Below are 22,226 nucleotides of genomic sequence, written 5' to 3'. Positions count from 1 at the left end.
TGCAGCCATGTCTTCTTTATCTCAACGCCAGTGGGATGCGCAGCGAAAATCCGATCAGGATCTGCTCATCAAAGGCATTATTCTGGTCTTGATCGGGCTGGTGATTGTTGTGTCGCCCTCTGTCAGCCAAGGCGCTATTGTGCAGGGAGTTTTCGCCAAGGCCGCTGCGGTGGGTTGGTTTTCCCTGGTACTGGGGGCGGCCTTTGTGGTGCGCTTTGGCCTGCGCCGCAAGGCCGTGCCGCCACGCCCCTCGGAATGACGGCGCCTTCGGCCGCCACTGCCCTGCCCGCCCTGCAGCCGCTCACCAGTCTGCGAGCCGCACGAGACTGTTTTGACACGCTGCTGGCGACAGCCACGGCACGCCGCATCAGCCTGCGCGCGCCGCCCGATGCCCCCACCACCTGCTGCGGCCGTGGCTGCAATGGCTGTGTGTGGGAAGGTTTTTTTGCCGCCGCCATGTACTGGCAGGAGTGCGCGCTGCAGGCCCTGGCCGACACCGAGGCGCTCCCCACCTCACCCGGCGCCCCATCAGGCATTCAATCTTGCCGTTGATCAGTGGGCCTGCGCGGCTTCTGCGGCAGGCATTTCAGGCTCCTGCCGTGCCAATGCCTGGTGAATCTGCGCTGCATCGGCCTGCAACTGCCGCGCCAGGATGCGCGATGCCGCAAGGCGCCGCATCAGCCAGGGCAGCAGGTCGCGGTCTTCCGGATCAGGCACGGGCTCTGGTGCGGGCGGTTTGGGCAAAGCGGCGTCTCCAGGCTGCGGCGTTGCGGCCACAGGTGCCAGCAGGTGCGCATCGACATCGGCCACCGTTTCCTGCATTTGCTGCACGGCAAACGACGATGGCGTCTGCCCCCGGCGCATCATCAGCATGATCTTGACCGAGGTCATCTGCCCCAGCAACTGGTAGCAGTGGGCCTGCAATTGCTCCAGCGCCTGCAGCGGCGGCTGCACAGCGCGCGGCTCTTTGAGCGAACGGTCCACGGCCTGCACCAGCGCCGAGAGGCTGTCATAGGCTTCGCGCCGCGCAAGGCGCCAGGCGAGCTCGGGGGCGTTGTCCACGGCCTGCAACTGCTCCACCGAGAGCGATGTGCGCACATGCGCGGCCTGGGCCTTGAGCACCCGCTGCACCAGCGCAGGCACTTGCGAGCGCTCCCACGACGGCAGCACATAGGCAAAGGCCCAGGCGATGCCGGTGCCGATGATGGTGTCAACCACGCGCTCGAACATGTGGAAGCTCGTACTGCCCTCGGCATTGAGCATGTGCGCCTGCACGAGACCCAGCACGGTGGCGCCCATGGCGGTGAACAGGTAGCGGCGCAGGGCAAAGCCGTGCGATATGCCCTGCGCGAGCGTGAGGCACAGAATCAGCGCCAGCGGCGGCAGGTGGGCCGACAGGATGGCCAGTGCCGCCACACAGCCCAGTAAGGTGCCCAGCACGCGGATGGTGCGCCGCTCCAGCGTCTGCGCCAGGCTGCCGCGCAGCACCACCACGATGGTCAGCAGCACCCAGTAGGCGTGCGCCTTCCAGGGCAGAAGCTGCGCCACCACATAGCCCAGCGCAATCGCCAGCGCAGCGCGAATGGCGTGGCGCAGCGGCGGTGCATCCCAGCTCATCAGCCCCTTGAAGGGCGACCAGGACCATGCGGTGGGGCTGACGAACATCTGCCAGCTGGCACGCACCACGGCCAGATCGGGCTCGGCCTCGTCGCGGCCCAGCTGGATCAAGCGGTTCACCTCGCCATGGATGCGCACGATGCGCTCGCTCAGCTCCTGTGACAGCGCCTGCGGCGGCAGGGCTGCGGGGTCGTACTGGTCGGGCAGCGTCTCTTCCAGGCGCTGGCGCGGTGTGCAGGCCGCCTTCATGGGCAGCAGCAAAGTGTTCAGGTTGGCCATGGGCTGCGGCTTGCGCGCCCACAGCAGGCTGTCTGCCAGGTGCACCAGCTCCAGCGCCAGCGCGCGCAGCATGGCCTGCTGGGCCAGCAGCATGGGTGCCTGCTCGGGCACCTTGCGCAGGTGCTCCAGATCGAGCTCGCAGGCGAGCAGATGGTCACGGATGTCGAGCATCTGCATCAGCATGCCCGCCAGGCGCTGGCGGCGTGGGGTGCGCGGGCTCTCCAGCACGATGTCGCGCGCCGCCTGCAACTGGTCGGCAAAGGCGGCGTGCCGCGCCAGCAGGTTGCCCATGTGCGCCGCCTGCGGGCTCTGGCGCGAGAAGCTGCCGAAATTGCGGTCGGCCAGGTTGTCGCCATAGGCCTCGCCGTCCACCATCTCGTCGTCCAGCCCGACATGGCGCGCGGCGTCGGGCAGCACCATGCGCGCCTGCTCCAGCATCAGCGCGGCCAGCGACAGCACCGTATCGGCGATGAACTGCACACGGTAGCGCAGGTTGAGGATGGCGTTGGCCGCCACGGCGTACACCAGATAGACGGCAGCACCGATGACGAAGAACAGGGTCGATTGCGTTGCCACCTCCAGCACATGGCCGGGCTGCGGCGTGATCGACATGGCCAGCACCATCGCCAGCACCACGGCAATGGCCACCGGCCCGCCCCGCTTGCCCCAGGCCATCCACAAAAAGCCGAAGAAGGTGGAGAACACGGCCAGAAAGCCGAGCAGCACCGGGTGCTGGTGCAAAAGCTGCACCAGCCAGAAAAGCGGCGCGCCCAGCAGCGGCGCAGGCAGCATGCGCCAGAATTTGCCACGCTTGGGCGCCGGCATGTCCACCACGATGGTGACAATCACCCCCACCGAGGCCGCCGCCGCATGCTGCACGCCCCAGACCAGGTGCACCAGCGTGGTGACCAGGAACAGGCCCAGCGCCACCTCCAGCCCATTGAGCACATAGTGGTTGAGCAGGCTGCGCTTGAAGGTGCGCCAGCTGCGGTCGGGAGAGAAATGCGCCATGGCTGAACGATACGGGATGGATGGAGTTCTTGTTGTCAGACAAATGATAGCGCCGCGATGGTGCGCGCCGTCAGCTATCAAAAGAGAAGCGGGCTGCCGCTTGCAACTTCTTGCAATCCTCTGCCCCGCGCTGCAGCCTGGGTGCAACAAAAAAGCCCGCGCAGGCGGGCTTGGGTATGGATGGCTTCACCAGCGGTGTCAAACGACCAGGTGCTCAGGCGACATATAGCACTGGCGCCATTCTTCAAACGGCACGGTGTCGGCCGCTTCCAGCGATTTCTGGGCGCCGACCGAGTCTGCCGCCAGGGCCTGGTAGCGGGCGGTCAGTGCCTCGCTCCAGGGTTGGGCCAGCGTGGCGGCGCGAGCGGCTTGCGACTGCGCGGCGCCAAAGGCCTTGAACTGGCCCTGGAACTGTCCGGTCACCGCTGCCAGCACCTGGGCCGATGGCGTCTGCTCGGGATTGGCCAGCAACTGGTGCGCTGCAGCAAGCGCCTGCGAATAGTCCTGCACGCCGTGGGCAGCATCCAGCGCCGCCGCAATGGGCGCGCAGGCCTGCAGCACCTCTGCGGCCCACCCGGTCAGCAGCACCGGCTGGCCATTGCGCTGCAGTTGCAGGCCCGGCTCGCGGCCGCGCTCGGCAGTCAGGTGCTGGTTGTGCTTCATCTCGGCGATTTCGGCAGGCGAATCGGGCGGGCTGTCCGACAGCAGGCAGTGCAGCAGGAACACGTCCAGCAGGCGCATGGTCTGCGCCGAAATGCCCATGCTCTCGAATGGATTGATGTCCATCAAGCGCACTTCGACATATTCGACGCCACGCTCCCGCAGTGCATGCAGGGGGCGCTCGCCGCGCTGCACGGTGCGCTTGGGGCGGATGGTGCCGTAGAACTCGTTTTCGATCTGCAACAGGCTGGTGCCCAGCTGGTTGTATTCGCCGCCCAGGTTCTGGATGCCGATCTTCTCGTAGGCCGGATACGGCTGGGTGAGCGCACCGTACAGCGAATCAGCGTAGCCCTTGAGGTGGTTGTAGCTGACGCTGATGGACGCCTGCGCATCGCTCTGGTAGCCCAGGCGCCCCATGCGCAGCGATGTGGCATGCGGCAGGTAGAGCGCGCCGCTGCCGTCGCCCAGTGGCTGCAGCTGGTGCTGCCGGCCTTCCACAAAGCACGGACAGAGAACCGGCGATGCGCCAAACAGGTACAGCAGCACAAAGGCCTGGCGGCGGAAGTTGCGGATCAGCGCAAAGTACTCTTCGCTGCTGATGCCGGGCATGGACCAGTTGTAGTGGATGCCCGAGATGGTCTGCATGCGGCGGCCATAGCGGTGGCCCAGGCCCATGCGGTACACGCTCTTGCTGCGGCCGATGTTGGACGAGCCGTACCTGCCCAGCGGGATGGTTTCGTCCGGCGGCAGCGAGCAGGGCATGCTCGAAATCCACAGGCGCTCGTCATTGGCCTGCAGCACCTGGTACACATACTGGTGTACCTGCGAGAGGTCGTCGAGGCACCCCTGCACGCTTTGGTGCACGCCGGTGATGATTTCGATCTGCGATTCGCTGAAGTCGGTCGTGATGCTGGGGTGCGTCAAGGCCGAGCCCAGGGCGGCAGGGTGCGGCGTCATCGCCAGCGCGCCGTCCTCGGTCACGCGCAGGCCTTCTTTTTCAATGCCTCGGCCGATGTGCAGCAGCCGCTCGCGGCCGACCGCGTCGATTCGTTGTTGGATATGGTTCATCTGCATTGTTGTGTGCCAAGCTGAGGCAGCACATTATCAGGTTGTGCCCGCCTTGGTTGCGCCACGCGCAGTCAGCCCGCGCCCGCCCCGGGATTTTGCCAGCCAGCCGCTGCGCAAGCGCTGCGGGCAGTGTAGGCGGTCGCAGCCCGTCGCCTTTTTTGGCAAAAAAGAGAGCTGTCAACGCTTGCCAGCACTGCATTACAAATATAAAACCTATTGAAACGAAATATTGACGCGCGCTACCAGCTATTGTTTTTTTCAACTCCAACTGCACGCCAATGCACGCGGCCTGCTCAATGCAGCTTTTGCAGGGCCTTGCGCATTTCCATGTCGGCCTGCACAAAGCCGTTGTCGGGCACGACGTCGCCCTGGCGATCCAGCACCTGGGGCAACTGCTCGGCCAGACGTGTATCCATATCGGCCAGCGGCACGCATTCGGTGCTGATGTGGACGCCGCGCGTCATGGTGATGTGCGACGCCTCGAAGCTGCCTGCGCCTGCGCACAGGATGGTGCGGGTGGGTGCGCTCTCGTGCGCCAGCACCAGCATGGCAGGGCACACCAGCTCGGGACGCAGCGCGCGCAGTACCTCGGGCGCCATCAGGCCCTCAGTCATGCGGGTGGCCGCCGTGGGCGCCAGCGCATTGACATGGATGTGGTACTTGGCGCCTTCGAGCGCCAGGGTCTGCATCAGGCCAACCAGGGCCATCTTGGCAGCGCCGTAGTTGCTCTGCCCAAAATTGCCAAACAGGCCCGATGACGAGGTGGTGAGCACAATGCGCCCGTACCCGGCCGCCTGCATATGGGGCCACACGGCCTTGCAGCAGTGCACGCTGCCCATCAGATGCACATCGAGCACCTGGCGGAAATCGTCCAGCTCCATCTTGGCAAAGCTCTTGTCGCGCAGAATGCCTGCGTTGTTGACCAGCACGTCGATCTGGCCCCAGCGCTCCATCACCTGGGCCACCATGGCTTCGACAGCCGCAAAATCGGTGACCGATGCATGGTTGGCCATGGCAATGCCGCCTGCCGCCTCGATCTCCTGCACCACCTTTTCGGCCGCCGACGAGTTGCCGCGGCCATCGACCGCGCCACCGGGATCATTGACCACCACCTTAGCGCCGCGCCGCGCCAGGGCCAACGCGTGCTCGCGGCCCAAACCGCCGCCTGCGCCCGTCACAATCGCCACCCGTTCGCTGAAGTCCAATCCCATAGCTGCACCTTTTTTGGCTGCGGGGTGCACGCAGGCACCCCAGTATTGTTTGACTGCCTCCGCCCAAGCGCGAAAGCCGTGATGCAGAGGCACTGTAAGCCAGCCGCCCCACCATTTGCGCCGCTTGGGCGACAGGGCTGTACTCCCAGAAATCCTCTGCAACACCCTCGCCAGATGGGATGAACGCGGATCGCCTAAGAAACTGTTCCGACCACGGCAAGGAGTTTTGCAGGGGATTCCTAGGGTTATCCCGAAATTTGCTGAACAACCATGTGGATAAGTGGCCGATCCCGGCCATTTCAACCGCTAAGCCCATGTTTTTATTACGCACGTGTTACATTGCCCGCAATTTCAGCAAAACCGGGCTCACCAATGGTTTTGCTCATTTACTTATACCAGGCAAGCGCGAGGCGCTATGCTTTTTTCATCCGATTTGTTACCAGCACCGGCGCCTGCCCGTGCATTGATTCCCCATGCCGATCACTCCAGAGCTTTACAACGCCCAAATCGATAACGAAGACATCCAGGTCGACGCCTGGGCCGACACGCCCCTGCTGCAATCGCTGGAAGAAGGCGGCGTGGACTGGCCCAGCAGCTGCCGCAACGGCACCTGCCGCACCTGCGTGGGCCGCCTCAAATCAGGCAGCGTGCACTACGAAATTGAATGGCCGGGCCTGAGCCCCGAGGACAAGGAGGCAGGCTGTATCCTGCCTTGCGTCGCCTACCCAGACGGCAATGTGGTGCTGCTGCGCGGCGAATATTGATTCAAATTTGATTCAAATCAAACGATCCATCCCGGTGTGGACCGAGGCCCTCTCATGCCCTCAAGTATGAGAACCTCCCCGCAGGCGCCATGCGCCTGGTCTAAAATTGGGGTTTGTACTGCCTGCCGGGTGCCACCAGCGCCCGCCAGGTCACGCAACGGCAACCCGCCACCTATGTTCTTTAAAGGCAATCCATGAGCAGCCCCTTGTCCCCTGCACCGATCTCCCCGGTGGAGGAAATCGTTGCCGAAATGCGCGCTGGGCGCATGGTCATCCTGGTCGATGAAGAAGACCGCGAGAACGAAGGCGATCTGGTGCTGGCTTCCGACCATGTCACGCCCGAGGCCATCAACTTCATGGCCAAGTGGGGCCGTGGCCTGATCTGCCTGACCCTGACCCGCGAGCGCTGCGAGCGCCTGGAGCTGCGCCAGATGACGGCGCGCAACGGCGCCCCGCTCTCCACCGCCTTTACCGTCTCCATCGAAGCCGCCGAAGGCGTCACCACCGGCATCTCGGCCGCCGACCGCGCCCGCACCGTGCAGGCCGCCGTGGCGCCCCATGCCAAGGCCAGCGATCTGGTGCAACCCGGCCACATCTTTCCGCTGCAGGCCGTTGATGGCGGCGTGCTCATGCGCGCCGGCCACACCGAAGCGGGATGCGACCTGGCCCGCATGGCTGGCTGCTCGCCTTCTGCCGTCATCTGCGAGGTGATGAAGGACGACGGCACCATGGCCCGCCTGCCCGACCTGCAGCTGTTCTGCGCCGAGCACGGCATCAAGATCGGCACCATTGCCGACCTGATCGAATACCGCAGCCGCAACGAAAGCCTGGTCGAACGCATCAGCAGCCGCAGCCTGCAGACCGCGCACGGCGAATTCACCGCCCACCTGTATGAAGACCGCGCCAGCCATGCCGTGCACATCGCCCTCGTCAAGGGCGAAGTGAAGGCCGAGACCGACGTGCCCGTGCGCGTGCATGAGCCCCTGTCGGTAATGGACCTGCTGGAGACCAACCGCTCCATGCACAGCTGGACGCTGGACGCCAGCCTCGCCTACCTGGGCGGGCAGGACAGCGGCGTGGCCGTGCTGCTCAACTGCAATGAAAGCGCCAGCCAGCTGGTGCAGCAGTTCGACGGCAAGGCCCGCGCCGCACAGGCGCCCGAGCGTGGCCGCATGGACCTGCGCACCTACGGCATCGGTGCGCAGATCCTGCGTGACTGCGGCGTACAAAAAATGCGCCTGATGGGCGCCCCCCGCCGCCTGCCCAGCATGGCAGGCTACGGACTCGAAATCACCGGATACATCAGCAAGGAATAAGCCATGTTTGGAGCAGAAAAAGGCAAGGCCATCAACCTCGACGGCAGCAAGCTGTCCATCGGCATCGTGCAGGCGCGCTTCAATGAAAGCATCACCAACAGCCTCGCAGACGCCTGCCTCCAGGAGCTGGCAGCCATGGGCGTGCAGGCAGACAACATCCGCCACGTCCTCGTGCCCGGCGCGCTCGAAGTGCCCGTCGCCCTGCAGGCCATGGCCGAATCGGAAGATTTCGACGCCCTGATCGCCCTGGGCTGCATCATCCGAGGCGAAACCTACCATTTTGAGCTGGTGGCCAACGAATCGGGTGCTGGCGTCACGCGCGTGGCGCTGGACTTCCAGATTCCGATCGCCAACGCCATCATCACCACCGAAAACGAAGCGCAAGCCATCGCACGCCAGACGGAAAAAGGGCGCGATGCCGCCATCGTCGCCGTCGAAATGGCCAACCTGCTGGAAACACTATGAACAACCACGACCAGAGCGAATCCTCTCCCGACAAGCGCCCGCCGCGCCAATCCCGCAAGGGCCTGACCTCGACCGGCGCGCGCAAGGCCGCCTCCAAGTCCACCCGCAGCCGCTCGCGCGAGTTTGCGCTGCAGGCGCTCTACCAGCATCTGGTCAGCGGCAACAGCGCCAGCAGCATCGACAGCTTCACGCGCGACCTCGCAGGCTTTCACAAAGCCGACGCCGCGCACTACGACGCCCTGCTGCATGGCTGCATCGAGAATGCCGAAGCGCTCAACACCCAGATCGTGCCGCACCTCGACCGCCCGATGGCCGAGATCTCGCCCATCGAGCACGCCTGCATGTGGATCGGTGTGTACGAGTTCCAGCACTGCCTGGATGTGCCCTGGCGTGTGGTCATCAACGAAAGCATCGAACTGGCCAAGGAATTTGGCGGCACCGATGGCTACAAGTATGTAAACGCCGTGCTCAATGCCCTGGCACCCGCCCTGCGCGCAGCCGAAGTGGCAGCCGACCGCAACACGGCGGCCTGATCCCCAGACAACCGATTGCCCGCACAGGCTGCTGGCATCGGTTCTGTCTTTTGCGCTTATCTACCGTACAGTTATACTTTTGATAGCGCATTGCGTATCAACAGCAAGCGCCAGCACCTGTTTCACCCTTGATTGCAGAGACCATGAAGATTGCCAACCGTGCCGACCGCATTGAACCGTTCTATGTGATGGAAGTGGCCAAGGCCGCCCAGGCACTGGCGGCCAAGGTGGCGGGCACGGCCGATCCCATGATCTTCCTGAACATTGGCGAGCCCGATTTCACCGCGCCACCTCTGGTGCAGAAAGCCGCCAGCCAGGCCATCGAGGGCGGCCTGACGCAGTACACGCCTGCGCTGGGCATTGCACCGCTGCGCGAGGCGCTGTCAGCCTGGTACGCGCAGCGCTTTGGCGTCGATATTCCGGCCCGCCGCATCGTGATCACCGCAGGCGCATCGGCCGCGCTGCAGCTGGTGTGCCTGGCGCTCATCAATGCGGGCGACGAGATTCTGATGCCCGATCCGAGCTACCCCTGCAATCGCCACTTTGTGAGCGCAGCGGAAGGCAATGCCGTGCTGCTGCCCACCACGGCCGAAGAGCGTTTTCAGCTGAGCGCCGACAAGGTGAGCGCCGCCTGGGGCGACCGGACACGTGGCGTATTGCTGGCATCGCCCAGCAATCCGACCGGCAGCTCCATTGCACCCGCCGAGCTGCGCAAGATCCACGACGAGGTCAAGGCGCGGGATGGTTTCACCATCATCGACGAAATCTACCTGGGCCTGTCGCATGACGACGCCTACGGCCAGACGGCGCTTGCCCTGGGCGAAGACATCATCTCGATCAACAGCTTCAGCAAGTACTTCAACATGACCGGCTGGCGACTGGGCTGGGCCGTGGTGCCCGAGACGCTGGTGCCCGCCATCGAGCGCCTGGCGCAGAACCTCTTCATCTGCGCCAGCACCATCAGCCAACATGCGGCGCTTGCCTGCTTTGCCCCCGAGAGCATTGCCGAGTATGAACGCCGCCGCGCCGAATTCAAGGCGCGCCGCGACTACTTCATCCCCGCGCTCGAAGCGCTCGGCCTGCCCGTGCCGGTGGCGCCTGATGGCGCTTTCTACGCCTGGGCCGATTGCACGCAGGCGGCGCAGAAACTGGGCATCGCACCCGGCAAGGATTGCAGCTGGGACTTTGCCTACGCCGTGATGGAGCGTGCCCACCTGGCCATCACGCCGGGGCGCGATTTCGGCACCGTGGACACGGGCCGCTTTGTGCGCTTTTCCACCGCCAACTCGATGGAACAGCTGCAGGAAGCCATCGCCCGCCTGCGCAAGCTGCTGGCCTGAGGCACTATGCAATGACCTCCAGCACCCTGCCCTTCACACACAGCATCCGGATCTACTGGGAAGACACCGATGCCGGCGGCATCGTATTCTACGCCAACTACCTCAAGTTCATGGAACGCGGCCGCACCGAATGGCTGCGCTCGCTGGGCATCGAGCAGCAGCGCCTGCGCGACGAGGTGGGCGGCATGTTTGTGGTGAGCGAGGCCAATATCAAATATTTACAACCTGCACGGCTCGACGATGAACTCGTCGTCACCGCGCAACTCCAATCCGCAGGCCGCGCGTCCATGACCATAGCGCAGCAGGTGCTCTTAAAACCGAAGCAACCAACGGATACACCTGTGCTGCTGTGTGAAGGCACAATCCGTATCGGCTGGGTCGATGCTGCCAGCATGCGGCCCGCAAGAATTCCTCCAACCCTGATTCAAACCATCTCATGAACCCCCAAGAAATGTCCATTGCCAGTCTGGTCTTGCACGCCAGCTGGGTAGTGCAACTCGTGATGCTGATCCTGGTCGGCGCCTCGGTCGCCTGCTGGGCCACCATCTTGCGCAAGGTGGGCATGCTCAAATCGATCAAGAACAAGAATGAAGCCTTCGAGACCGATTTCTGGTCTGGATCGAGCCTGAACGAGCTCTACCAGAACGCCATCCACAACGTCAAAACCTGCGGCCCCATGGAACGCATTTTTGCCAGTGGCATGCGCGAATACCAGAAGCTGCGCGAGCGCCACATCACCAACCCCGACACCCTGCTGGACGGCACCCGCCGCGCCATGCGCGCCAGCTTCCAGCGCGAGATGGACGAGATCGAATCGGGCCTGTCGCTGCTGGGCACCATCGGCTCGGTTTCGCCCTACGTCGGCCTGTTCGGCACCGTATGGGGCGTGATGCATGCCTTCACCGGCTTTGCCAACATGGAACAGATCACACTGGCCACCGTGGCCCCCGGCATTGCCGAAGCGCTGGTAGCCACCGCCATGGGCCTGTTCGCCGCCATTCCGGCCGTCACGGCCTACAACCGCTTCTCCAGCGGCATCGACCGCATCGCCAGCCAGCAGGAAACCTTCATCGAAGAGTTCTCCAACATTCTGCAGCGCAACCTGGGCGCCCAGCCGCTGCACGCTGCGCACTAACAAGATTCAAAGGAAACTGCCATGCCGGCCGTAGCCTCTCGCGGAAAACGCAACCGCCGCACCGTGAACGAAATCAACATGGTTCCGTTCATCGACGTGATGCTGGTGCTGCTCATCATCTTCATGGTGACGGCACCCATGCTCACGCCCGGCGCCATCAATGTACCCAAGGCAGGCAAGAGCGAACGCCCGCCGACCAAGAACATCGCCCATGTGCTGCTTGGCAAGGACGGCACCATCAAGCTTCAAGCTGGCAAATCGTCCAAGGAACTCACCCTTCCAGAACTGGGTGGAGCCGCTAAAGCCTGGCAAAGTGAACAACCCGAAGACAGCGCCATGCTCCTGGTCGCGGACAAGGACCTGAGCTACCAGAAAGTCATGGACGCCATGACTGCCATTCAGGCCGCTGGTGTCAAACGTGTTGCGCTGCAAGTAGCCGGCAAGTAAAGAAAAGCCTCCATGTCCCCTCGCCAAGAACGCGACCAGTTCGCACCACCCAAGCCACCGTCGCGGACCAAATCCTGGTCCCTGGCCGCGGTTGCGCATTTGCTGGTGGTGATTGCACTGTTGTGGACGGTGCGCAACCCGCGAGACAGCGACCAGCCCGCTGTCGAGGCCGAGCTGTGGGCCCCCACCAATGAGCAGGCCGCGCCTGCCCCGGTCACGCCGCCGCCCGCTCCCCAGCCGGTGCCTGAACCGCCCCCACCGCCTCCCCCACCACCTGCTCCCGCGCCCAAACCCGTGGTGACGCCGCCGCCCAAGCCTGTTGCAGCACAGGAGGATGACGACGACCACGAAGCCGAGATTGCCCTGCGCAAGAAAAAGGAGCAGGAAAAGAAGCTGCGCGAGCAAAAGGAACAGAAGGAGCGCGAACTGGCCGAACGCAAGGAAGCCGAGCGCAAGAAGCAAGCCGAGCAGGACAAGAAGGACCGCATCGAGCAGGAGAAGAAAGAAGCCAGGGAAAAGGCGCAGAAAGCCGAGGCCGAACGCAAGGAAGCCGATCGCAAGAAGCAGGCCGAGCAGGACAAGAAGGATCGCCTGGAGCAGGAGAAGAAAGATCGCCTGCAAAAGGAAAAGGACGCCAAGGAAAAAGCCCAGAAGGAACAAGCCGAGCGCGAGAAGGCCGAAAAAGCCAAGGCCGATGCCAAGGCCAAGGCAGAAGCCGACGCCAAGGCCAAAGCCAAGGCAGCAGCCGATGCCAAGGCTGCCGAAGCCCAGCGCGCCGCCAATCTGGCCCGCATGCAGGGCTTGGCGGGGGCCGATGGTGCATCCGGCGCCTCTGCCAAAGGTGGCAGCACATCGGGTACTTCTGGTGGCAAGGGAGGCCCATCTGCTGGCTATGGCGGCCGTGTGGCAGCCAAGGTGCGCCCCAATATCGCCTTCCCGGACGATATCCAGGGCAATCCGCGGGCTGAGCTGGAAGTACGTGCCGCACCCGACGGCACCATCGTCGGCGTGCGCGTGGTCAAATCCAGCGGCAACAAGGCTTGGGACGACGCCGTGGTACGCGCCATGCACAAGACCGAGACGCTGCCCAAGGATGTGGATGGCACAGTGCCGAGCAACCTCGTCATCGGCTTCCGACCCAAGGACTGAGCGCCCTGCCCACGCAGCAAGCGTGGCAGACGCTCTGTCCTTGGGCTGCATCGAACAGGACTGCCATACAAACGCTGCCCATTAGCGTACGGTTTTTCCGCTTTCTAAAGCGCTCTTTGACGAGATCAATTTCCCGGCTCGTCGGTCTCGCCCGCACCTTCTCGGCATTCGGGGGCCTGGAAAAGCATTCGCGCGATGCCTTGATGGTCCACCAAGGGAAAAAAGATTTCGGGAGGCTCCTCCTCCAGCCCCCCTGAAACCTTCACCTCCACCGGCTCGCCCAGCGCATACCCTTTGGTGACGACCTCTATCCCAATGGCGTCGCAGGGAAACATGCCAGTGAGCTCCTCACGAAACTCGGTGTCGGTCCAACGAATGCTGAGCGTGGCTTTTTCCGTAGAAGGAGGCTCTGGCCGGCGTGAGCCTGGCCACAATGCAGCAACTGCCAGACAGATCAAACGCAATGGACAGGCCCAACTCTTTGCACCCCGTGCATATGCAGATGTGAGGCTCGCGCCTGCTGAGGCGAGAAACGGATTTTGACGAAGCGAGCTGCGCCACGAACCCCTAAAACTGGGCAAAGTACGCCTCCTCCAGTCGCGCAAGATACACACCACTGGCAATGGCGCCTATGAAGGTGAACAACCAGACCAACATAAGCATCCAGTTCCTTTCATCGCGTCGAAAGAACTGAAAGGCCAACCATGTCAGGACGGCGGCGGGGATGCAAAGTGAGAGCAGGCCCCCCATGATGTCGGCATAGTCCAGCCAATCGCGTGGATTGCACTCACCATCGCAGAACTCGACATGGCCGCGAATGGCCAATCGCACCCACGGAATGATTGCCCCCATCAGGGTTGCCAGCAAAGCTGCAGCTTGTTTTGGAGCTCGAAGGCGGTGTAGCAAATGCATAAGGGTGAATGAACCGGGTGTAACGAAATGAGTTTATCCAACCACCTCGAAAAACATTGATCCTATTTCAATGACATGCCCCTCACCACCTGCTGGGGCATGAATTCTTCCGCTGTTTTTGTTATCGGCGCACCGTCATATACACCCCCAGCAACAACAGGCTCGCAAACAGGCAGCGCTTGAAGACCTGGGGCGACAGTCGCCCGCGCAGCCGCTCGCCACTCCACATGCCTGCCAGTGCGGGCAGCAGCCACAGGGCAGACCATGCCCATTCGGCCATGGCCACGCCGCCGTGCTGCTGCAGGCTGATGGCCAGTGCGATCGTCGATACCGAAAAACTCAGGCCCATGGCCTGGATCAGGGCATCCTTGCCCAAGCCCAGGCTCTGCAGATAGGGCACGGCGGGGATGACGAACACGCCGGTCAATGCCGTCACCACACCTGTGGCCGCCCCCACCAGCGCGCCCAACATGCCGTGCGCCAGCGACTGCTGCCTGCCGCCAGCAGAAGCCGGAACCACCAAGGGCCTGCCCCACAAACCCCATAGCGCATACAACACCAGCGCCGCGCCCAACCAGCGTTGGCTGCTGGCCAGTTGCAAGGCGCCAAACTGCCAGGCCGCGCCCAAGGTACCAATCACCACGCCCAATTGCATGGGCCACAGCTGCCGTGCCAATACGCGCAACTGGGGCCAGGGGCGCATTTGCCACATATTCGTCACCATCGACGGCAACACCAGCCAGGCCGCAGCCGTTGCCGGGGTCAGCCACAGCGCCAGCAGCGCCATCGACACCGTGGGCAAGCCCAGGCCCACCACTCCTTTGACCATGCCTGCGATTACAAAGACGGCTGCAACACCCAGCCACCAACCCGGATCCGTCATGCGCCACCTCCATAGGCCCGCGTGTTTGCAGCAGCCATGACAACACAGCCCGCATCTGCAACCGGAGGGAGCAGCGGCAAGCCATGCAGGCACCCATTCATTTCAGTTTTTTCCATAGAGAAAATTCTGAATCAGGTATTTTCGTTAGACAAACTGGATATTTCTGATTATTACTATGGAAAATCCATATTCAAAACATTACCCGTCCGCTACCATGGACTGATGCATCCAACCTCCCTTTCACGCATTGCCCGCCATGCGTTTTGATCTGCAGGACTTGCGCCTTTTTGTGCACACGGTGGAATCAGGCACCATCACCCAGGGCGCCGAGCGCAGCCACATCACCCTGGCTTCAGCCAGCGAGCGCATCCGTGGCATGGAAGCCGTGCTGGGCATGGCCCTGCTCTCGCGCAGCAAGCGCGGCGTGTTGCCCACCGAGGCTGGGGCCGTGCTCTTGCCCCACGCACGCCGCATGCTGCTGCAGATGGAGCAGATGGCGGGCGACATGCAGGCCTTTGGCCAAGGGCTGGGTACACGCATCGAACTGCTGGCCAACACCTCGGCCATCAGCGAACACCTGATTGCACCGCTGGGTGCCTTCATGCAGGCCAACCCGCTGCTGCGACTGGAGTTGCGCGAATGCACCAGCGACACCATTGCACGCGCGCTGCTGGACGGAGAGGCAGACCTGGGCGTGCTCTCCAACGCGGCCGCCTCCGGCGCACTGCATACGCAGACCTGGCGCGCCGACCCGCTGGTGCTGTTGGGCCCTGCGCCGCTGCTCGAAGGCTTGCCGGCAGATAGTCGGTTGTCCCACCTCAAGGATCTGCCCCTGCTGGGACTGCTGCCACAGCATGCCTTGCAGCAGCTGATTGCCACGCAGGCGCTGCAGGCAGGCGTTGGCCTGCGCTACCGTGCCAGAGCGCCGCATCTTGACGCCCTGTGCGACTGGGCTGCCATGGGCCTGGGCGCGGCACTGGTGCCGCAGGCTGCCGCACAGCGTTGCGTTGAGCGCTGGCCACAGACGCCACTGCGCATCCTCCCCCTGGCTGCCGGATGGGCCGCGCGCCACCTGGTGCTGGCTTGCCGCAACCCCGAGCAATTGCCTACGCATGCGCAGCAGCTCTGGGCTTTTTTGATGGAACTGCCTGCAAGCCCATAGCCGTTTCAATGCCCGCAGCGCGCGAGGTTTTTTGGCCGCAAGTCCGCCAAGTTGTGCAACACTTGCGCGCTTATGTTTTTCCGCTCCTCTTTTCTTCTCGCGCCCGCCCTGCTTTCCTGTGCCGCTACGGCTTTTGCAGCAGGTTTTGATGATTGCCCGCAATTCTTCTCCGGCAAGCCCCCGGTCATTCAAGGCTATGGCCAGCAGCGTGCGCTGTGCTTTGAGGAGTTTGCGGTGCTGCACTCGGGCCAGACCAAGACGCCGCTCTACACCGCCCAGCGCCTGAACGCCCGAATGCTGAACAAGGCCAAGGATCTGAAGCGCAATGACAAGTTCTATGAGGAAGCCCGCCTTCCCGAATCCGAACGCGCCCTGCTCTCCGACTACCGCCGCTCGGGCTTCAGCCGGGGCCACATGGCTGCGGCAGGCGATATGAGCACCACCTTTGGCAAGGCGCAGAGCTATTCGCTGGCCAATATGGTGCCGCAGGACCCGACGCAGAACGGCAAGCCCTGGTCGCAGATCGAGCAGGATACGCGCCGCTACATCCGCCGCGCCCGAGGCGATGTGTACGTGATCACCGGCCCGGTGTTCAGCAGCCGCCAGCCCCACACGATTGGCAATAGCGAGGTCTGGGTGCCGGACGCCGTGTTCAAGATGGTGTACGACCCGGCCACCGGTGAGCGCTGGGTGCACCTGCAGGCCAACCAGAAATCCACCCGCGCAGGCAAACCGATCAGCTATGAGGCATTTGTTCAGCGCACGGGCATCCGGCTGCTGAACTGAATGGCATGACCCCTGAATGGCGTAGCCCCCGGGGAACGACCATGAAAAAGAGGCCTTGCGGCCTCTTTTACGTCATGCGGTGCGCGGTAACCACCGCCTAGGCATCGTTGGCGGCATCCAGAAAGGCCTTGCCTTCCGTCAACGGCGCAAAGCGGTAGGACGCAGGCGTGCGGCTGAGCTTGACCGGCGCGCCCAGGCCGGTGTATTCGCCCATTCTGACGACCAGCTCGCGGTGCTGGGTGTGCGGAGCCTGCAGGGCCTGTTCCACATTCAGCACAGGGGCGGCGGGCACGCCGATGTCCATCAGCTCCTCCGCGAGCTTGACGCCGTCCAGCGCGGCAAAAGCCGTCTCCAGCAGCGGCTTGAGCTCGGCCCGGTGCACCGAGCGCTGGCCCGCCGTGGCGTAACGCGGGTCGTCCGCCAGCCCTTCCTGACCAAGGTGCTTGCACATCAGGCGGAACTGGCGGTCGTTGCCCACGGCCAGAAAGATGGGCGAGGTGCCGGTGCTCACCACATCGTACGGGTAGATATTGGGGTGGGCATTGCCAGAGCGGCCGGGAATCTTGCCGTTCATGAACCAGTTGGCCGCATGCGGGTGCAGCAGCGAAATGCCTGCGTCGTAGAGCGATGCATCCACCAGCTGGCCCTGGCCGCTGGCCGCGCGCTCGTGCAGCGCCAGCAGCACGCCGATGACGGCGTTCAGGCCCGTCACCATGTCGACCACGGGCAGGCCCACACGCAGCGGGTCGCGGTCGGCCTCGCCATTGATGCTCATCAAGCCTGCCATGGCCTGGATGGCGGCGTCGTAGCCGGGCAGGCTGCCCAGCGGGCCGTCGGCGCCAAAGCCGGTCACACGGCACCACACCAGGTGCGGAAACACATGCTGCATCTGCTCGTAGCCGATACCCCACTTCTCCATGGTGCCGACCTTGAAGTTTTCCACCACCACGTCGGCCTGCGCCATCAGCTCCTTGATCTCCCGCTGCCCCTCGGGGCTTGCCAGGTCCATGAACTGGATGCGCTTGTTGCGGTTGAGGCCAAAGTAGTACGAGGCTACGCCGTCACGGAACGGAGGCCCCCAGGTGCGGGTGTCGTCGCCCTGCGGCGGCTCGACCTTGAGCACATCGGCGCCATGGTCGCCCAGGATCTGGCCGCACAGCGGGCCACCCAGGATACGCGAGAGGTCCAGCACGCGCACGCCCTTGAGCGCGCCGGTATTGGGAATGGATTGCGGAGTATTGCTCATGCTCGGATGCTGATGGTTGGGCCCTGATTGTGCGTTCAATCCAGCGTCACACCCGACTGCTGCACGACGGATTTCCACTTGTCCACTTCGGTCTTGATGAAGCCCGCCAAGTAGGCTGGCGAACGGTCAGGCGATGCCTCCAGCCCCTGGGCGGCAAATGCCTTCTTCACAGCGTCCGAATCCAGCGCCTTGGAAAACGCCTGGTTCAGCACCTGGATGCGGTCCTGCGGCGTTCCCTTGGGCGCTACCACGCCAAAGAATACGCTCACGTCATAGCCTTTGAGGCCCTGCTCGGCCACGGTCGGAATCTCGGGCATGGCGCTGGATTTTTTGGCAGTGGCCACGCCCAGCGCCTTCACCTTGCCGGTCTTGATGTACGGCATGGCGGTGAGGATGTCGGTGAAGGTCATGTCCACCTGACCGGCCAGCAGGTCGTTGAGCGCAGGGCCCGTGCCCTTGTAGGGAATGTGCTGCAGATGGGTGCCGGCAACGCCGTTGAACATGACACCTGCCAGGTGCGACGAAGCGCCGTTGCCCGACGAGGCAAAGTTGAGCTTGCCAGGCTGGGCCTTGTCGAGAGCAATCAGCTCCTGCACGTTCTTGACGGGCAGATCGGGCTTGACCACCAGGATGTTGGGCAGGTAGCCCACGTAGATGATGGGCGCAAAGCTGGTGCGCGGATCGTACTTGATGGCCTTGTACAGGCTCTGGTTGATGGCCAGCGGGCCGGAGGTGCCAAACATGATGGTGTAGCCGTCAGGCTTGGCACGCGCCACGTACTCGGCGCCAATGTTGCCGCCAGCGCCCGCCTTGTTTTCCACGATCACGCTCTGGCCCAGCTCCTGCGTCATTGCGGTGGCCAGAATGCGCGCCATGGCATCCGTGGGACCGCCCGGCGGGAAGGGCACGGTGAACATGATCGGGCGATCGGGAAACTTCTCTGCCGCACTGGCCACCGAAGCGCCCATCCACTGGGCCACACCTGCGGCCACGAGGGCCAGCAACATGCTGCGTTTTTTCATCATCTGTCTCCTTGCATCTTGTTGTTTCGCAGCCTGCAGCACGGTTTTGCGCCGCACCACAGGCCAATTCACTATCAAAAAAGTAGCTTATGGCGCACGCCCCGTGCGTGCCATCAGCACTTTTTCCCTAAAACTGCTTATATCAACCGGTCGCCGCCTTACCGCCAGTCGGCAGGCACGGCGCCGCTCTCCAGCGGATCGCGGGGCAGCACGCGGTGCAGCAGCACCAGTTGCGACAGGCGCAGGCGCTCGGCTGATCCGGTCTTGCCCGCTTCCCACGCCATGGCAATCGCGGTGGTGCAGTTGTACAGGCCCGTGGCGGCCTGGCGGGCCAGCGCATCGCCACCTTCCTGCGCGGCGCGCTCGGCCAGCGCACTGGCGCGGCCCAATGCGTCTTCCAGCGCCTTGCGGTAGCCAGCGGTGGTCGTGCTGTGGTCGAGCAAATCCTTCAGATAGGCCTGCAGCACCGGCAGCGAGCCTTCGCGCTTGATGGCGCGGATCACATCGAGCGCCACGATGTTGCTGGTGCCTTCCCAGATCGAGCCCAGGTGCGAATCGCGCACCAGGCGCGGATCGCTCCACTCTTCGATGTAGCCGCAGCCGCCACGCACTTCCATGGCATCGCCTGTCACCTTGCGCGCATCGCGGCAAGCGCGGAACTTGATCATCGGCGTGAGAATGCGCAGCAGCGCGTAGGCGTTTTCTTCACCCGCGTCCGAGCGCATCAATGTGCGCGCAGTCTGGAACACCATGGTGCGTGCCTGCTCGGCGGGCACGCGCAGCTTGTCGAGCTGGCGCTGCATCAGCGGCATGTCTTCGAGGCGCTTGCCGAAGGCGATGCGCTCGCGCGCGACGAACTCGGCCTCGGCCACGGCGCGGCGCATCATTCCTGCCGAACGCACGCCATTGGAGAGGCGCGAGTTGTTGACCATGTCGGCCATCTGCACAAAGCCCCGGCCCTGCTCACCCACCAGATAGGCCACGGCGCCATCCATGCGGATCTCGCCACTGGCCATGGATTTGGTGCCCATCTTGTCCTTGAGGCGGATGATGCGGTAGTGGTTGTTGCTGCCGTCGTCCAGCGTGCGCGGCAGCAAGAAGAGCGATATGCCTTTCATGCCGGCAGGCGCGCCATCGACATGCGCCAGCACCATGGCAAATGCAGCATCGGGGTTGGAGCAGAACCACTTGTCGCCTGTCAGACGCCAGCTTCCGTCGGCAGCCGCCTTGGCAACGGTCTGGGTGTTCGAGATATCGGAGCCCGCCGCCTGCTCGGTCATGAACATGGCGCCCTGGGCCTGCGTGTCCCAATCCAGCGACAGGAGCTGGGGCAGGTATTTGTCCACCAGCGCCTGGTCACCGAACTTCTTGAGGGTGCGGGTGAGCGAGTCGGTCATCGACAGTGGGCAGCACAGCCCGAACTCGGACTGCACGAACAGATACGTCAGCGCATATTTGACGATGGGCGGCATCTTGCCCTTCCAGCCCAGCATGTCGTCGCGGTGCGAGATGGCCTGCAGGCCGAACTGGCCGTACGCAATGCGCTCCAGCTCTTCATAGGCCGGGTGCTTGATGATGCGCTGCCTGTCTTCGCCCGCGCGGGTACGGTATTCGAGCGTGGGCGGGTTCTTGTCGGCAATGCCTGCCAGCTCGTCGATCCGGCCACCTGCCAACTCTCCCATGCGCGCAAAGTGCGGCTGCAGATGCGCGAGCAGATCGGCTGGCAGATACAGCTTGAGCAGTGTCTGCAGCTCGGGATCGGTCTCGTAGAAATTGGCGCCGTGGCGATCTGGCACCGGGTGTTCGTTGGGCAGCACCGTCTTGGCAACGGCAGTATGCTGGGGCTGGTCATGGGCGGACATGCGCGTCTCCTGGAAAGCGGGTCTGTCGCCACAGTTCCACCTTGGAGCCTGCAGCGCAGCCTGTGTTTGATCGCTGAATTTCAGCACCCTGACCGATTCGCGTCAAATATTATTAAAATCTTGATCGATACATATTAAATATTAATAGCGTCCCAGAGCCATGGAACCAACCGTGGACGGAGGAGCCCAGATTCAAGGAGACAGCATGGAACTGCGCCTTCTCAACTACTTCGCAACCCTCGCCGAAGAACTGCATTTCAGCCGCGCGGCCAGGCGCCTGTCCATATCGCAGCCGCCGCTGTCGGTAGCCATCAAGCAGCTGGAAGAGGAGATTGGTGCCCAGCTGTTCGAGCGCACCAGCAAGGGCGTGCGCCTGACGCCTGCGGGCGAGCACCTGCTGCCTCGTGCGCGGCAATTGCTGACGCTGTCCCAGCAGGCAGTGCAGGAGACGCGTGATGTGGGTCACGGCGTGCGCGGCCACCTGCGGCTCGGGTTCGTCGGATCAGCCCTGTACCGTGGCGTGCCACAGGCGCTGGCAGCCTTTCAGGCGCAGCACCCGCAGGTGCGCGTGGACATGCTCGAACTCAACAGTGCCGAGCAGGTGCAGGGCCTGCAGCAGGGACGGCTTGACCTGGGCCTGGTGCACAGCATTCTGCTGCCTGAAGGCATTGCCAGCCAGCTGCTGATGGAGGAGGCCTTCGTCGCCTGCCTGCCCGAAGGCCACGCATTGGCGAAGGAGCCGGAAATTGATCTGGCGCGCCTGAAGGACGAGCGCTTGATTCTCTTTTCCAGCGCCGTCTCGCCGGTCTACCACCAGCGCATCTACCAGATGTGCATGGCCCATGGCTTTGCCCCGGAGATTCGCCACGAGGTGCGGCACTGGCTGTCGGTGCTGTCGCTGGTCTCCCACGGCCAGGGAACCGCCATCGTACCCGCTGCCCTGCAGCGCGTGGGCATGCCACGGGTCGTATTCAGGCCGCTGCAGGGCCAACACCCCGTGTCCGAACTGCTGGCAATCTGGCGCAGCCAGCCGGACAACGCGCTGGTGGAGGACCTGCTGCACAACTTGCGCGCAGCCGTCAGCGCCATTGGCAAAGGCAAGGTATAGCAGCCAAAGGCACGGGTAAGCTCATCCAGGCGAAACTACCCACTAGTGCTTATACAGTGCGCGCCTCAACGGCTTTGTTGCACAAATCCGGGCCGCAGCGGTAGTAGGCTCGGATGATGAGTGAGACGAACTGGGGACGGCGCAAGTACCGCACCGGCGTACAACGCAGCACTGAAGGCTAGAGGCGACTTGAGCATCTGGCTGGATAAAGACATGCAGTGGCTGGCTCCTGCGAGCGGCAAGCGTGGGC

At 63.5% G+C, this 22,226-nt stretch carries 24 protein-coding genes and 1 pseudogene; 16 read left to right on the top strand and 9 right to left on the bottom strand.

Going from position 1 to position 22,226, the window contains the following annotated elements; all coding sequences use genetic code 11:
• Positions 1–7: 7 nt before the first annotated feature.
• On the top strand, positions 8–259 hold the full coding sequence (locus ABIE32_RS04340) for a hypothetical protein (protein ID WP_224151897.1): 252 nt from the start codon (positions 8–10) through the stop codon (positions 257–259).
• Positions 256–552 carry an oxidoreductase-like domain-containing protein gene (locus tag ABIE32_RS04335; protein WP_429014316.1) on the top strand — a complete coding sequence of 99 codons (297 nt, stop codon included), beginning with the start codon at positions 256–258 and terminating at the stop codon, positions 550–552. The genes ABIE32_RS04340 and ABIE32_RS04335 overlap by 4 nt, the downstream gene beginning before the upstream one ends.
• On the opposite strand, the gene ABIE32_RS04330 is transcribed toward ABIE32_RS04335, so the two are convergent.
• The 3 genes from ABIE32_RS04330 to ABIE32_RS04320 form a co-directional block, all read right to left on the bottom strand.
• Positions 553–2,907 carry an FUSC family protein gene (locus ABIE32_RS04330; RefSeq protein ID WP_429014315.1) on the bottom strand — a complete coding sequence of 785 codons (2,355 nt, stop codon included), beginning with the start codon at positions 2,905–2,907 and terminating at the stop codon, positions 553–555.
• Positions 2,908–3,105: 198 nt separating this feature from the next.
• Positions 3,106–4,635: a glutamate--cysteine ligase gene (gene gshA, locus ABIE32_RS04325; protein ID WP_429014314.1), complete on the bottom strand. Its 1,530-nt coding sequence runs from the start codon at positions 4,633–4,635 to the stop codon at positions 3,106–3,108.
• Positions 4,636–4,928: 293 nt separating this feature from the next.
• The gene (locus ABIE32_RS04320) at positions 4,929–5,846 is read right to left on the bottom strand and encodes an SDR family NAD(P)-dependent oxidoreductase (RefSeq protein WP_429014312.1); all 918 of its coding nucleotides are present in this window, start codon (positions 5,844–5,846) and stop codon (positions 4,929–4,931) included.
• Positions 5,847–6,319: 473 nt separating this feature from the next.
• Here ABIE32_RS04320 and ABIE32_RS04315 point away from each other — a divergent pair, with 473 nt between their 5' ends.
• The 9 genes from ABIE32_RS04315 to tolA all read left to right on the top strand — a co-directional run bounded on the left by ABIE32_RS04315 (position 6,320) and on the right by tolA (position 12,995).
• The gene (locus ABIE32_RS04315) at positions 6,320–6,610 is read left to right on the top strand and encodes a 2Fe-2S iron-sulfur cluster-binding protein (protein ID WP_184707258.1); all 291 of its coding nucleotides are present in this window, start codon (positions 6,320–6,322) and stop codon (positions 6,608–6,610) included.
• Between the two features lie 194 nt (positions 6,611–6,804).
• Positions 6,805–7,926 carry a bifunctional 3,4-dihydroxy-2-butanone-4-phosphate synthase/GTP cyclohydrolase II gene (ribBA, locus tag ABIE32_RS04310; RefSeq protein ID WP_224151892.1) on the top strand — a complete coding sequence of 374 codons (1,122 nt, stop codon included), beginning with the start codon at positions 6,805–6,807 and terminating at the stop codon, positions 7,924–7,926.
• Positions 7,927–7,929: 3 nt separating this feature from the next.
• The gene (ribH, locus tag ABIE32_RS04305) at positions 7,930–8,391 is read left to right on the top strand and encodes a 6,7-dimethyl-8-ribityllumazine synthase (RefSeq protein WP_224151891.1); all 462 of its coding nucleotides are present in this window, start codon (positions 7,930–7,932) and stop codon (positions 8,389–8,391) included.
• Positions 8,388–8,924 (top strand): transcription antitermination factor NusB, encoded by a 537-nt coding sequence (nusB, locus tag ABIE32_RS04300; protein WP_224151890.1) that lies wholly within the window; start codon positions 8,388–8,390, stop codon positions 8,922–8,924. The genes ribH and nusB overlap by 4 nt, the downstream gene beginning before the upstream one ends.
• A 143-nt stretch (positions 8,925–9,067) precedes the next feature.
• The gene (locus ABIE32_RS04295; protein ID WP_429014309.1) at positions 9,068–10,264 is read left to right on the top strand and encodes a pyridoxal phosphate-dependent aminotransferase; all 1,197 of its coding nucleotides are present in this window, start codon (positions 9,068–9,070) and stop codon (positions 10,262–10,264) included.
• 11 nt (positions 10,265–10,275) lie between these two features.
• Positions 10,276–10,704 (top strand): tol-pal system-associated acyl-CoA thioesterase, encoded by a 429-nt coding sequence (gene ybgC / locus ABIE32_RS04290; RefSeq protein WP_429014307.1) that lies wholly within the window; start codon positions 10,276–10,278, stop codon positions 10,702–10,704.
• Positions 10,701–11,399: a protein TolQ gene (tolQ, locus tag ABIE32_RS04285; protein WP_224151887.1), complete on the top strand. Its 699-nt coding sequence runs from the start codon at positions 10,701–10,703 to the stop codon at positions 11,397–11,399. The genes ybgC and tolQ overlap by 4 nt, the downstream gene beginning before the upstream one ends.
• A 21-nt stretch (positions 11,400–11,420) precedes the next feature.
• The gene (locus ABIE32_RS04280; protein WP_429014306.1) at positions 11,421–11,846 is read left to right on the top strand and encodes an ExbD/TolR family protein; all 426 of its coding nucleotides are present in this window, start codon (positions 11,421–11,423) and stop codon (positions 11,844–11,846) included.
• A gap of 12 nt (positions 11,847–11,858) precedes the next feature.
• The gene (tolA, locus tag ABIE32_RS04275; protein ID WP_429014304.1) at positions 11,859–12,995 is read left to right on the top strand and encodes a cell envelope integrity protein TolA; all 1,137 of its coding nucleotides are present in this window, start codon (positions 11,859–11,861) and stop codon (positions 12,993–12,995) included.
• Positions 12,996–13,120: 125 nt separating this feature from the next.
• On the opposite strand, the gene ABIE32_RS04270 is transcribed toward tolA, so the two are convergent.
• From ABIE32_RS04270 to ABIE32_RS04260, 3 genes are all read right to left on the bottom strand, one after another.
• Positions 13,121–13,330: a hypothetical protein gene (locus ABIE32_RS04270; protein ID WP_429014302.1), complete on the bottom strand. Its 210-nt coding sequence runs from the start codon at positions 13,328–13,330 to the stop codon at positions 13,121–13,123.
• 232 nt (positions 13,331–13,562) lie between these two features.
• Positions 13,563–13,907 (bottom strand): hypothetical protein, encoded by a 345-nt coding sequence (locus ABIE32_RS04265; RefSeq protein ID WP_429014301.1) that lies wholly within the window; start codon positions 13,905–13,907, stop codon positions 13,563–13,565.
• Positions 13,908–14,028: 121 nt separating this feature from the next.
• Entirely contained in the window at positions 14,029–14,790 is a 762-nt protein-coding gene (locus ABIE32_RS04260; RefSeq protein WP_429014300.1) for a sulfite exporter TauE/SafE family protein, read from the bottom strand.
• A gap of 36 nt (positions 14,791–14,826) precedes the next feature.
• Here ABIE32_RS04260 and ABIE32_RS04255 point away from each other — a divergent pair, with 36 nt between their 5' ends.
• The 3 genes from ABIE32_RS04255 to ABIE32_RS04245 all read left to right on the top strand — a co-directional run bounded on the left by ABIE32_RS04255 (position 14,827) and on the right by ABIE32_RS04245 (position 16,738).
• Positions 14,827–15,057: a hypothetical protein gene (locus ABIE32_RS04255; RefSeq protein ID WP_429014298.1), complete on the top strand. Its 231-nt coding sequence runs from the start codon at positions 14,827–14,829 to the stop codon at positions 15,055–15,057.
• Positions 15,047–15,952, top strand: coding sequence for a LysR family transcriptional regulator (locus ABIE32_RS04250; RefSeq protein WP_429014297.1), 906 nt, complete (start codon positions 15,047–15,049; stop codon positions 15,950–15,952). Before ABIE32_RS04255 ends, ABIE32_RS04250 begins: the two co-directional genes overlap by 11 nt.
• Before the next feature lie 72 nt (positions 15,953–16,024).
• On the top strand, positions 16,025–16,738 hold the full coding sequence (locus tag ABIE32_RS04245; RefSeq protein WP_429014294.1) for a DNA/RNA non-specific endonuclease: 714 nt from the start codon (positions 16,025–16,027) through the stop codon (positions 16,736–16,738).
• A gap of 97 nt (positions 16,739–16,835) precedes the next feature.
• Here the strand turns inward: ABIE32_RS04245 and ABIE32_RS04240 are convergent, their stop codons facing one another.
• From ABIE32_RS04240 to ABIE32_RS04230, 3 genes are all read right to left on the bottom strand, one after another.
• Positions 16,836–17,984, bottom strand: a complete 1,149-nt coding sequence (locus ABIE32_RS04240) for a CaiB/BaiF CoA transferase family protein (RefSeq protein WP_429014291.1) — start codon at positions 17,982–17,984, stop codon at positions 16,836–16,838.
• A gap of 35 nt (positions 17,985–18,019) precedes the next feature.
• Positions 18,020–18,991, bottom strand: a complete 972-nt coding sequence (locus ABIE32_RS04235; protein WP_377780036.1) for a Bug family tripartite tricarboxylate transporter substrate binding protein — start codon at positions 18,989–18,991, stop codon at positions 18,020–18,022.
• Positions 18,992–19,164: 173 nt separating this feature from the next.
• A complete protein-coding gene (locus ABIE32_RS04230; RefSeq protein WP_429014288.1) occupies positions 19,165–20,868 on the bottom strand; it encodes an acyl-CoA dehydrogenase family protein in 1,704 nt (567 codons plus the stop codon).
• Between the two features lie 205 nt (positions 20,869–21,073).
• Between ABIE32_RS04230 and ABIE32_RS04225 the strand changes: the two genes are divergently transcribed.
• Positions 21,074–21,976, top strand: a complete 903-nt coding sequence (locus ABIE32_RS04225) for a LysR family transcriptional regulator (RefSeq protein ID WP_429014286.1) — start codon at positions 21,074–21,076, stop codon at positions 21,974–21,976.
• 116 nt (positions 21,977–22,092) lie between these two features.
• Positions 22,093–22,226 (top strand): annotated as a pseudogene (locus ABIE32_RS04220) (IS5/IS1182 family transposase); the annotation flags it as partial.

It is taken from the genome of Comamonas sp. 4034, assembly GCF_050434545.1.
GTDB classification, from domain to species: domain Bacteria; phylum Pseudomonadota; class Gammaproteobacteria; order Burkholderiales; family Burkholderiaceae_C; genus Comamonas; species Comamonas odontotermitis.
This window is presented reverse-complemented; position numbering and strand designations above follow the sequence as displayed.